The organism is Rhodocytophaga rosea (genome assembly GCF_010119975.1).
Classification (GTDB): domain Bacteria; phylum Bacteroidota; class Bacteroidia; order Cytophagales; family 172606-1; genus Rhodocytophaga; species Rhodocytophaga rosea.
On record NZ_CP048222.1, the window covers coordinates 3563350 to 3575317 of the forward strand.

At 40.7% G+C, this 11968-nt stretch carries 12 protein-coding genes; 3 read left to right on the forward strand and 9 right to left on the reverse strand.

The window, feature by feature from the left end; all coding sequences use genetic code 11:
• Positions 1-83: 83 nt before the first annotated feature.
• The 3 genes from GXP67_RS14935 to GXP67_RS14945 form a co-directional block, all read right to left on the reverse strand.
• Positions 84-1970: a T9SS type B sorting domain-containing protein gene (locus GXP67_RS14935; protein WP_162443860.1), complete on the reverse strand. Its 1887-nt coding sequence runs from the start codon at positions 1968-1970 to the stop codon at positions 84-86.
• 185 nt (positions 1971-2155) lie between these two features.
• Entirely contained in the window at positions 2156-2530 is a 375-nt protein-coding gene (locus tag GXP67_RS14940; RefSeq protein ID WP_162443861.1) for a DUF4907 domain-containing protein, read from the reverse strand.
• An 11-nt stretch (positions 2531-2541) separates the two neighbouring features.
• Entirely contained in the window at positions 2542-3561 is a 1020-nt protein-coding gene (locus GXP67_RS14945; protein WP_162443862.1) for a Kelch repeat-containing protein, read from the reverse strand.
• Positions 3562-4093: 532 nt separating this feature from the next.
• On the opposite strand from GXP67_RS14945, the gene GXP67_RS14950 reads away from it, so the two are divergent.
• Positions 4094-5395, forward strand: coding sequence for a DUF4270 family protein (locus GXP67_RS14950; protein ID WP_162443863.1), 1302 nt, complete (start codon positions 4094-4096; stop codon positions 5393-5395).
• A gap of 183 nt (positions 5396-5578) precedes the next feature.
• On the opposite strand, the gene GXP67_RS14955 is transcribed toward GXP67_RS14950, so the two are convergent.
• The 5 genes from GXP67_RS14955 to GXP67_RS14975 form a co-directional block, all read right to left on the reverse strand.
• Complete coding sequence (locus GXP67_RS14955) at positions 5579-5968, reverse strand: hypothetical protein (protein ID WP_162443864.1); 390 nt, start codon at positions 5966-5968, stop codon at positions 5579-5581.
• Between the two features lie 577 nt (positions 5969-6545).
• Complete coding sequence (locus GXP67_RS14960) at positions 6546-7211, reverse strand: carboxypeptidase-like regulatory domain-containing protein (protein WP_162443865.1); 666 nt, start codon at positions 7209-7211, stop codon at positions 6546-6548.
• Positions 7212-7325: 114 nt separating this feature from the next.
• Complete coding sequence (locus GXP67_RS14965; protein WP_162443866.1) at positions 7326-8159, reverse strand: phosphatidate cytidylyltransferase; 834 nt, start codon at positions 8157-8159, stop codon at positions 7326-7328.
• Positions 8140-8346: a putative signal transducing protein gene (locus GXP67_RS14970; protein ID WP_162443867.1), complete on the reverse strand. Its 207-nt coding sequence runs from the start codon at positions 8344-8346 to the stop codon at positions 8140-8142. The genes GXP67_RS14965 and GXP67_RS14970 overlap by 20 nt, the downstream gene beginning before the upstream one ends.
• Positions 8347-8507: 161 nt before the next feature.
• A complete protein-coding gene (locus GXP67_RS14975; protein WP_162443868.1) occupies positions 8508-9455 on the reverse strand; it encodes a CPBP family intramembrane glutamic endopeptidase in 948 nt (315 codons plus the stop codon).
• A 234-nt stretch (positions 9456-9689) separates the two neighbouring features.
• On the opposite strand from GXP67_RS14975, the gene dusB reads away from it, so the two are divergent.
• Together dusB and GXP67_RS14985 are read left to right on the forward strand one after the other, a co-directional pair.
• On the forward strand, positions 9690-10682 hold the full coding sequence (gene dusB / locus GXP67_RS14980; RefSeq protein WP_162443869.1) for a tRNA dihydrouridine synthase DusB: 993 nt from the start codon (positions 9690-9692) through the stop codon (positions 10680-10682).
• A gap of 57 nt (positions 10683-10739) precedes the next feature.
• Entirely contained in the window at positions 10740-11060 is a 321-nt protein-coding gene (locus tag GXP67_RS14985; protein ID WP_162443870.1) for a hypothetical protein, read from the forward strand.
• Positions 11061-11095: 35 nt separating this feature from the next.
• Here GXP67_RS14985 and GXP67_RS14990 read toward each other — a convergent pair whose 3' ends face one another.
• Positions 11096-11965: a prephenate dehydrogenase gene (locus GXP67_RS14990; RefSeq protein WP_162443871.1), complete on the reverse strand. Its 870-nt coding sequence runs from the start codon at positions 11963-11965 to the stop codon at positions 11096-11098.
• Positions 11966-11968: the final 3 nt, after the last annotated feature.

Sequence of the window (11968 nt, forward strand, 5' to 3'; positions counted from 1 at the left end):
TATTGGCATTATTCATTAGTGAATCAAAAATAGAATATAATTACAAATTAATAGTTCAATGACTACTGACCAATGCCCAGTATCTACCTCAGCAGCGAAACCGTACCTTTATAAACAATAGCGCCATAGTTGATCAGGTAAAAATATGTACCTGTTGGAAAGCCAAGGCCAGACCATTGGAAATCCCGGATGTGTGAAGAATACACTGGCTTGCCCCAGCGGTTGAATACTTCTATACTCTGAAATACATACTGGCAATTATCAGAAGGGAGATTTGGAATCTGGAAATAGTCGTTGGCACCGTCATTATTGGGCGTAAATACATTGGGTGGCATAAACTGGCTGATCACTTTTTCAAAGCTTTCAATAGTCAGGTATACCGTAGTTGTATCGAAGCGGTCCGTTGAACAGCTGTTATCTTCTGTAATAAAATCTATAGCAAAAGTATTCTTGTTTTCCATAAGCTCGCAGGTGGGTGTCCATACAAAAGGCTGGGTAATTGTACCAACGCCACTGCTATTGGTAAAACTCATTCCCATTTCAGCTAAAGAAAAGCCCCGGCCAACAGCATATAACTTTATTTTATCTCCATCCCGGTCGGTAGCCGTTACATTAAAGTTTATAGATTGGACATTTTGCACCATAACTGTGTTATCAGGCAATGTTGTTTCTACATCCGGAGATATAGAAGGAATAGGCTCCATGTATACCTGCACCACCATAGTATCCCGTTTGGGAACCGGACAGCCATTATCGCTGGCAATTATCTCTATAAGTAGCGGCTCCTGCATGGAATGAGGAATACACTCTATAAAACAAACTTTTGAATGGAGGGTATCTTTTGGATTGGTAATCCTGCCTAAGGTAGAAGAAACCGTTAGGGCGGCAGCAGGGAAATTAAGTGCATTCACCTGGAGCTGGATGGTTGCACTGAAGTCCGGATCGCTCACCAGCACTTCAAAACACGGCTGGCCGCTATAGGATAAAGTCATGATCTGCCCCTGTTGATAAAGTGCAGTTGCATTTTCCTGTTTTATTTGTACAACAGGCGCACTATTCTTCGGACAATCGATCACCAGCAATTGAAAATCCCGTTGAACCGCTCCAATTTTAACGCCATCTCGGAATTCTTCGCAAAGCACCGAAAACACATATAGTCCCAGGCGGTTGGTTGTAAAAATGAGCTGCCCTGTGGTAGCATTCACCTGTAAGGGTACAGGGCCACCCATCACATTAGACAGATTATAGCCCGCCAACCAGTTCAAGGTTTTATAGGGAGCAGGATAAAAAACTTTCCCCTCACCAGGATTAGGCCCGATACCAAATGGTGGATTTCTTAGTTCGCTATTACCTGCGAGCGGAGCAACCAGCGAATATTTTAACGCATCCCCATCTGCATCAGCAGCACCAAATTCGAATATAGAAGGTTCATTTACACATATGTAATCACCTTTAGGCATGGTAAACGCAGGAGAACTGTTGATAAACCGGCGACCATCTTTGCTCAGAGCCGGAAATTCCAGATAAAACACCATTCCCTGATTGCCGGGATTGATACTGTTTGCGATGGTTTCATTCCGGCAGCATCGTTCCCAGGTAAAATAATATCCTCCAGCCTCTGTATATATATTAGGGTCCAGGGTAATTTCAGTACTATAGCGGATCTGACGGGTTTGCAAGCGGCCATTGACACAGGATGCACTGGTATAGGCAACCTGTGAACTTCCACTCTGGGATAAAGCAAAGTAATTAATCCGCTGGTGAGTGGTTTTGCTGAAAACTGCCACAAATATCTCATTATCCTCTGCCTCACTTTCGCCATTAATATCATCAAAATACAGATTCAATGATAAGGTATACCTGTAATCCCGGTTGGCATATTGTACACTCAGTTCGCCTCCAACAATATGTGTAGCCCAGGTGGGAATGGCTAAAAGAAGTAGCAGACAGAAAAGCTGTATACTTTTCATGGAAGCAGGATTTTAACACAAAAAATGAAGTTTGTATAGGTTAAATCCATAGCTTGTTATCTGTATGTGAATACCTGGTGTAGGATGTTATATAGCCTCTTGTGCAATTTTCTCAGAGGCACAAGGGGCTATACTAAGTTACAAGTATTTTCTCTAATAACTAACAATCAACCATGATTCTAGTATTAGTTTAGCAGTTGCAGACTATCCAGTTCCTGTTTGCTTACCGTAGGAGGTAAAATAGCATGTTTAATTTTATATACCACCAGTTGTCCGGCTTTGAGTGCTTTTTCTCTGGTGCTGAATCCTTTATTACCTTCAACCACCGGAATATTATCCTGCCGGATATAGGGTTTCCCTTTCATGTAGATAACATAGCCCCATCCGGCTTCCGTTACGAAGGGCTGAACGTCTATTTCATCAGCTATAGTAGCTTTAGCAGGTGCCCGGATTTCAGATTGGGATTTAGACGAAACAGGCTCTTTCTTCCTTGTAGAAAGCCATATACCTGCAGTCACTATGAGCAAAGTTGCCCACATAAATGGACTAAACAGTTTCATATAGCTTCTGATTAATCTTCTTCATTATAGGTATCAAAAGGGGCAAACTCCCAGAAATCGTCGAAGCGGTAGGTACTGCTTGAACCAGTTCCGATATAGCCTTTTTCCCCAATGGCAAAACCAACTGCATTTACCCTGGCTGTACCTTCAAACGAAGTTTTCTGTTCCCATACATTGGTAGCCGGCGTGTATTCCCACAAATCGGCCAGGTTAGAACCACTGGAGCCAACGCCTACATAGCCCTGTCCATTGATAGCAAATGCAGAACCATAGGCTCTTGGATAGCCGGTTTCATCTGCATCTTCCAGCTCTGCGATTTCGGTCCATTTGTTTCCTTCAGCATCATACGCCCAGAAATCCTTCTGGGTAGAACCATTGCTTTCGCCCGTGCCCACATAGGCCAGGTTATCGATTACAAAACTAACAGCACCTCTTCTTTTTGGATTTTTACCGCCATAACTAGCCACTTGTACCCAGCTGCCCATCGGATTGCCATAGGTATCGTATCCATTGCTGGTATCATTAGGATCAAAGCGCCAGAAATCGCTCACATAATTTCCAGTATATCCAGTTCCCAGATATCCAAGACCGTTGAGAGAAAATCCTGTGGCTTGCTGCCGGGCTGTACCGCCAAAATCTGTTTTCTGACTCCAGCGGTTATTGCCCGGGTCATATTCCCAGAAGTCTTTGCGGTATACATTATCGTAACCAGTACCTACATATCCTTTGTCGTTGATACTGAAACCTACAGCATTATTCCTGGCGGTGCCCCCAAAATTGGCAATCTGTTTCCAGGTGCGGCTTGCCGGATCGAATTCCCAGAAATCGGAGAGCCGTTCATCGCTGTCATAGCCGGTGCCTACATACGCTTTATTGCCGATCACAAAAGAGACAGCGGCACTTCTGGCAACGCCCTCAATAGGAGAAATCTGTGTCCAGTTACCTACAGGGTCGACTTCGTCTTCTTCGTTATTACAAGACACAAAACATAGCAGGCATACCAGCAGGAGGTAGTACTTAAAATTATTCATACTTAAATTAATGAAATGGTTGTAGATATCTGATTGCTGACAGTGCATACAACAATTAAGATAATACCGGGTAAAAGTCTACCCGGCTTATCGTTTACACCATAGTATTTAGATATCTACCGTAGTGAAGAAAAATAATTTATGTATGATCTATCTGGGGTAAAAATGAATGATATGAGTTATTTATGAAAACGGAATATACTAACCTTATTAAATTATAGATGGACCAGTGGATTTCATCTATTAAACATGACCTTATTAAATTGAGTAGTCACGCAGGAATTATTGCACATCCTCTTGATAGATTGTTATACCCTGCAAATGGCCTAAATCCCTCTGTATTTTCAGCCAATCAGGTACAGCCTTGTTTTTACTGAACGTTATTGTACTTCAGCTACTGATATAACCGCATAAAGCCATTTTTTCATAGACAGATTTTAGGGGTTGATCTCTGAATTTACGGAGCCTGTATATTCAATTTTTCTTTCAGAGCTGCCTGGCCTATGTTTAGTGCCTGATTCAATTTTGGTGTATGATGCGGTTTATTTTAGTTTTTATTATTGTTATTCTGAGTACTCTTGTTATTTCCTGCCAGCTTCAGGGCGATGAAGATATTGGTTTAGAACTCCCCCTGGACACAGACAATTTTGGCATGTACTTTACAGATACCATCACAGTTACAAGCTCTACTGTGCTATTGGATTCTGTAGCTACTACCAATACCGGCTATCTGATCACCGGGCAATATATAGATGGAAAAGTAGGCAAAGTAACGGCTAAAAGCTATCTGGGTGTAGGCCTGAATGATGCTGCTCCGGATATTGAGGAAAAGGCGGTATTTGATTCGCTGGTATTGATGCTGGATTATGATACCTATAACTATGGCGATACAACTCAACTTCAATCCTTATATGTACAACCGTTAACGGAACAACTCAATGAATCCGAAACCTATTACGGCTTTGACCAGGCAATCTATGAAACCATTCCTATTGGCAGTCAATCGTTCCGGGCCAGACCGTATACGCAACACCCTCTCCGCATCAGGCTGGCAGATGATCTGGGTTCAAAGCTGTTTGAAATGGCTAAAAACAATCTTTTGTCTTCTGAAACTGATCTAAAAACCTATTTACATGGACTGGCACTTATTCCGGGAAGTGATGACAATGGCTCTATACTCCGCTTTACGGTAGCCAGCGATAGTACAGTAATCAGGTTGTATTACCACGAAAATAACCTGGATACAGAAGCATTTACCTATGATTTTAAAATATCCAACGGAGGTACTTATTTCAATCAGTTTTCCAGCGACCGTTCTCAAACTTCACTGTCGTCTCTGCAACAAACTTTTCAGGCGGTAAAGTCTGAATTGACGCAGGAAGAAACTTATATACAGGGCGGCATCAGTTTGAATACCCGAATAGATATTCCTTATTTACACAGCCTTAAATCTCTGGGTATGTTTGCCATTAATAAGGCTGAACTGATTGTAGAACCAGTAGCTGGCAGTTACAGCACAACGGTTCCGTTACCACAATCGCTTTTTTTGCAGGAGGTGAATGGCTCGAACTGGATTATTTCGTCGGCAGAGGAATATATGTATATAAAGGCTGATAACATCAATAATACCCGTTTCTATAGCTATGACCTTACCTCTTATGTAAATGCTGTTCTGGAGGAAGGTTTACCTTCTAAGAGAGGTTTATTATTATCTTTGCCAGCTACAGAAAACCCTACCAGTCTGCAAAGGCTCGTGTTGGGAAGCGGAACTCATGCGGAGTACAAAGTTAAAGTTAAGATTTATTATACACTGGTGCAGCTGGAGGAAAAATGAGTCATTTATCCCTCATTTCATCATTAGCTACTCTTTATTATCTAGCTTTTGGTCTACATCAGATTGACTTCCAAATTTCATATCTCTGGAACTCTCTTTTATAGGCAAGTAAAAACTACATAAACTGTAATATTTTCCAATATCGGGTTGAGAAGTCATCTGGGCGATGTCAGGTACAGGCTTTTATATTTTCGTCACTTTAATGGCAAATTCTTTAATCACCTTATCAATGTCATAAGGAAAATCTTTAGGTACCGTAACGGAGATAATTCCTCCAAAATCAACCTGAAATTTTCCACCGTGCTTATGAAATTCCTCAATAAAAATCTCAAGGTCTTTTAAGTTCTGATCAAGTGCAGCGAAAAATCGATAAGTAACTCTATTAGATTTTCTAAAATCGATAATTTCGTAAAAACCATCCGAATTTATTCTTGTTTTTATTATAGTCCCAGTGTTATATCTATAGTCAAAGGGGTCACTAAATACTAATTCGTATACATTGTCCTCAATTTCGATAACCTCTAATTCTGAAAAGCAACCAAGTCTTTTGTTGAAATGTTTAATTTTTTTCACATCAATTTCTTTATATTAAGCCTAATAGGTTACGACTTTCCTGCGGAGAGCATTAGCCTTTATTTTCTTGTTAATGACCAGGCCACATTGGCTATAAACAATACCTGGCCCAAAATCAGTATCAAGTAACTCCATATCGTAAATTGATACATCAATATTCCTGCTCTATTGTCGAATACACTATACAGATAAGCCTGCGAAACTAAAAAATATACTGGCAGGAATGTCCACAGGCTATGAATGAAAGTCAGGAAGGGATTTACTTTTCTATTGGCCTTATTTAGTTGCCAATATACTGATCCCACTAAACCCAAAATTATCAATATTGAAAATGTGTAAATGGATCTGGCAGGTACTGTTACTGTTTGCCATCCTGGAAAAACGATATAGTCAACAGTGGGCCAAAGAATGTACACGATCAGCGGAATCATACCGACTAAGAATAATGTATGCCCTCTCATATTATTACTTGGGTACTCCTAATACAGGAATAATCACAGTTGTCATTTGACAAACTGAATTAATAATATTTATTTCCAGGAGTTAAATTAAGGCTGATTTACTAATCATACGTTCGTCACTTCTTCTTTTTGAAATCGCCCCGCTTAACTTGTTTGATGAAGTTTGCCCAGGCAAAGGGGTTGAGGAACTGTAGGGTAGGAGCAAAGTTGCGGTTATACATCATATTAGACTGCTGATTGCTATAATACCGAAAGCTTTCGCTGCCACTTGGACCAGCATTCAGGGCCATTTCCTGCATCAGTTGTTGATTGAGATTTTTACGCATAGCAGCCTGCGCTTTTTCGTCCGGCAGATTCAGGGCAAGAAATGCTTCTTTGAATAGTTCCTCAGTTGGATAGGGATATACTTCAACCACCGGCAACATGGTCGTATCGGTGAGCAGTTCAATCACCACCGAAAAACCTTTTTCATATTTCAGCGGCACTTTATAATACTGTTTCTTATACCCCACGGCACTAATCAGTAAACTATCGCCAACCATAACAGGCAAGGCGAAAAAACCATAAGGATTAGTAGTAGTACCACGTCCTGCCTTCGGTACATAAATGTGTGCTCCGCCTACTGGTTCAGAATCTTCACCGCCAATAATAATACCAGAGAATTGAATAATATGGGCTGAACCTTGAGCCTGAGAACGTTGAATACCCAGCAGGGAAACAAAACCTACAATCAGGAAGAGAATAACTATTGTATATCTGCTTGTATTACTGATGCTTTGCATGGGACTCTATTTTTGAATCTGAGTAGCAGCTGAGCCATACCCGGATTATCTGACAATTAAATATACGTAAATTCCATCTAAATAAGTAAAAACGGCAGGCGATTGTTCTTTGTTTTATACAAATATTCTTAAAAACGTAACGATAAACGGCGCTGATAACAGCAATCCATCGAACCTGTCGAGGAAGCCGCCATGCCCTGGTATAGTGCTGCCCGAATCTTTAATAGACATGCTCCGCTTAAACAGTGACTCTACCAAATCCCCATAGGTACCAGCTACAACAATAATAATGGCAATACAGTGCCACTGCCAGAGTACCAGATCAGTAAATGAAAAGGAGAGCAATACAGCAGTCAGTAAAGCGGAAATAGCGCCGCCGATCAGGCCTTCCCAGGATTTTTTCGGAGATACTCTTTCAAACAACTTGGTTCTTCCGAAGTTCACCCCAGCAAAATAGGCACCAGTATCACTAGACCACAAGAGAAATAAACACCCTAGTATGATCTGGTAGCTATATGGCCCTTGCGAAAACACACATAGGTTGATAAGGGCAAAAGGAATAGCTACGTAAATAATGCCCAGAAAGGTGAAAGCAATATTAGTAAAGGGCTTTTGCTCCGTCTTTTTATAAAGCTTGATGAAAAAAATGCACGAAACTACTGGCGAAATCAAAAAGTAATACTGAAAATCCAGGTAATTTTTTTCAATTAGGAAGGTAAGGGTAAAGATGAATAAACCGCAGATGGTCCCATACGTTTTCAGGGGAGTGTTACCATCCAGGCCGACAAGTTTGTAAAATTCCTGTAAGGTAAAGGTGCAGAGCAGGAAGAAAATGCTGAAATAAGCCCATTCATTCCACATAATAGCACCTACAATAATTAACCCGCCAACCGCTGCCGCTATTACCCGTTGCTGCAGGTTGGAAAGGTTATTCAAAGTTGATCTCATCGGCGATTACTTTAAGGGCGGTGGTGGCATCTTCTGTGTTTACAAATACTTCAAAATATCCGAAAAGATATGAAGAATCTTTTCGGTTCATCACTACGGCCGGAAGTTCGTGGGTTTCCAGTACGGCTTTTACAATTTCGGCCTGATGACCATTTGGAGTGGTATACACTTTTTGCCAGTTATTCATCAAATATAGTCTTTAATCTGTGGTCTTTTGCCTCTGAAGAGGAAGGACAGCAATCATGTCAGGTTAATTCTCCGCCCAATATACACTGATTCCATCTGCTGCCTTTAGACCATTTGTCTTTTGTTTATTTAGTTTTTTATATTCTCTATTATTATCCTCTGCTACATACCCTGCGAAGTCCGGTTTTTAAAATAATATTGTTTCAGTGCCAGTATCAGGGTAGCACAAAATGCCAGGGATAAGATAGATGTACCCATTGGAATGGCTGAAGTACCTTCAATATCAATGTCTACCATTTTTGATTTGTACAAATAGATCATGAGCAAGGTAAAACCATTGTTTACAAAATGCCCGATAATGGGGTACCATAAGTTTCCCGACCATACATACACATACCCAAACAACACGCCCAGCAGCATCCTGGGAATCAGCCCATAGAACTGCATGTGAATTGCACTGAAAATAAAGCCGGTGATCCAGATGGCCGCATGCATATTTTTTGTAATCCGGAATACTCTGGGCTGCAACAATCCCCGGAACAATAATTCTTCGCCAATAGCCGGGATCAGGGCAATTACCACCAGCCCAACAATGAGTTGCGGAATGGTATCAAAACTAGTCAGGTACTCGGTAAGTTCTTTCAGGGCATTTTCTTTATCCTTCATCCAGTTCTCTATACCATCCAGCCAGCCGGGCAAATCCATCTGGTTATTCCATTCTATAAAAAAAGCATTCAGGGGCATAAATGCAATAATGAGCAAAGCGCAGAGCAAAGCTGGCACCAGCCAGATTTGCTTGTGAGAATTTAAGGAAGAAGTGGACTGCCGGGCAATAAATCGCATAAAAAAGAGCGGAGCTATAATAAAAGCACTCAGAGAAGGAATAGCTTGTAAGGCCAGAATAATATTTCGCGATTCAGGGTTTGCAGTCGGATTACTCAGGGCTGATTGTAACAGATTGATGTCAAATCCTATAAAGAACAATACCAAAAATACACCTGCAAAATAGCCTACAAACAAGCCAATAAATACAAATACCACCAGCAACATAATTTCATACAACGCATTCCGCTTGGTTCTTACCGGCGTTCTTTCATATATTTCTGTCATAGCTATTCTTTTTTCAGGATTTTATATGGTGTTTACTAAGCACTTGCTGAACTATCGTTTGACTCATTCTCTTCTTGGATACGAAAGTAGTTATTTAAGATATAGGTTCAGAATTTTTGGAACCATACATCGCATCAACTGTTTATATCCCAACAAGCTGCACAATTTATTGTAAATTTACGGCAAAAATTGAAGATGCAAGTTTCATTGTACAAGATTTAGAAAGGATTTGCTTTGACCAAGATCAGAAATATAGAATTAGGTGATTTCCCTATGCTGCTGGCTCCCATGGAAGATGTGAGCGATCCGCCATTCCGGGCTGTTTGTAAGGATAATGGAGCAGATTTAATGTATACCGAATTTATTTCTTCCGAAGGCCTGATCCGGGATGCAGCCAAAAGCCGACAAAAGCTCGATATTTTTGAATACGAACGGCCTATTGGTATTCAGCTATTTGGCAGCGAGATAGATCATATGCGGAAATCGGCCGAAATTGCTACCCAGGTAAATCCCGATCTGATAGATATTAATTATGGCTGTCCGGTGAAGAATGTGGCTTGCCGGGGTGCAGGAGCAGCTTTACTACAGGATATTCCTAAGATGGTAAAAATGACCGAAGCTGTGATCAGAGCCACGCATTTACCGGTAACAGTGAAAACCAGGCTGGGCTGGGATGATGCTACCAAAAATGTACCTGAAGTAGCCGAACGCTTGCAGGATATCGGTATTGCTGCTCTTACTATTCATGGCCGCACCAGGGTACAAATGTACAAAGGCGTAGCCGATTGGACCTTGATCGGAGAGATTAAAAAAAATCCACGCATTCATATTCCTATTTTTGGCAATGGCGATATTGATTCTCCTGAGAAAGCGCTGGCGTATAAGAATCAATATAGTGTTGATGGTGTAATGGTAGGCCGGGCTTCTATTGGCTATCCCTGGATTTTCAGGGAGATCAAACATTTTATTACTACCGGCGAAAAACTAGCGCCACCTACTTTGCAGGAGAGGGTAGATGTTTGTAAAAAGCACCTGGATTTCTCTATCCGGTGGAAAGGAGATAAGACTGGTATTTTTGAGATGCGCCGCCATTATAGCAATTATTTTAAAGGAATCGACCACTTTAAACCTTATCGTATGCGCCTGGTAGAAGCTTCTACTTACGAAGAAATTGAAGCAATACTCGATGAGGTATCGGAAAAGTTTATGCATTCAGTTATGTCTTAAAAGACTTATAAAAGCATATGAAAAAGTAGTATAGAAACTTTTGTACATCCCGAGTAAATGTTTTTTGAACCAAAAGCTAAAAAGAAAACCAGGGAGTTTGTGAAATATATAAACTTTCTATCCCAAACTTGTAGTAATGAATATATAGATACTTTTGGACTTACAAAGAGACAGCTCTTGCAGAAATTTATAACTGAAACTGAGGAATATATCAAATATAATGAGTGGGGAGTAGGGCTGGAGCACATATTAGTACAGCTCTATGAAGTCGAATTCACTATAGATGAAAAGGCAATTCAGTTAGCAAAAGATGCTCTCCATGAATGTGGGTTCGAGTTAGATAAATGGAAAATTATTGATGAGCTGAAAGCAAAATAGTTTAATTTTCAATTAGTACGTTTTTTTAAACCCAGTTATAAATTCGTCAGCTTTTTATCAATACCCAGCAGTACCCGGCGGATTTCATTGGCCTGCTGCATCAATTCTTTGGATTTAGCCTCATCCTGGTTATCTATAATTTCTTTAAAGTATTGTAGCTTTTTGATGTAAGCATCCAATGCTACCGATATATTTTCAGTATTGTGTGTAAAAATGGGTGCCCACATTTGCGGTGAGCTTTTCGCTAAACGAACGGTGGAAGAAAAACCACTGCCAGCCATTTCAAAAATACTTTTCTCATCTTTCTCTTTATCCAGTACGGTAATTCCTAAGGCAAAAGAACTGATATGGCTTAAATGCGATACATACGCCAGATGCCTATCATGTTCAGCCGCTTCCATATAGCTCAAATGCATTTCCAGGTGTTTGGAAAGATTTACTACCTGCTCAAAAGCCTGATGATCACTTTCATGCCGGTTACACAAGATCATGATTTTTCTTTTCAGCAAGCCAGGAAAAGCTGCTTCCGGACCAGAATTTTCCGTACCAGCAATGGGGTGAGCGGCTACAAACTGTTTCCGTTTCGGATGTGTTGATACAGCCTGACAAATGGTATGTTTAGTAGAACCTACATCCATTACTATAGTTTTGTCTCCGATTAAATCCAGTACCTGAGGCAATTGCCTGATAATTACGTTTACCGGAGTCGCTAACACCAATAGATCTGTCGTCTGAGCAGCTTCTTCCAGGGACACAATTTCATCTACAATCCCCAGTTGCAGGGCTTGTGCGGCATGTTCAGGATTATTATCTACACCTACTACTTTAGTTGTAAGCCCTTTTTCCTTCGCCTGTAATGCCAGAGAACCGCCCAGCAAGCCAATACCCACAATGCTTATTTTCATTAT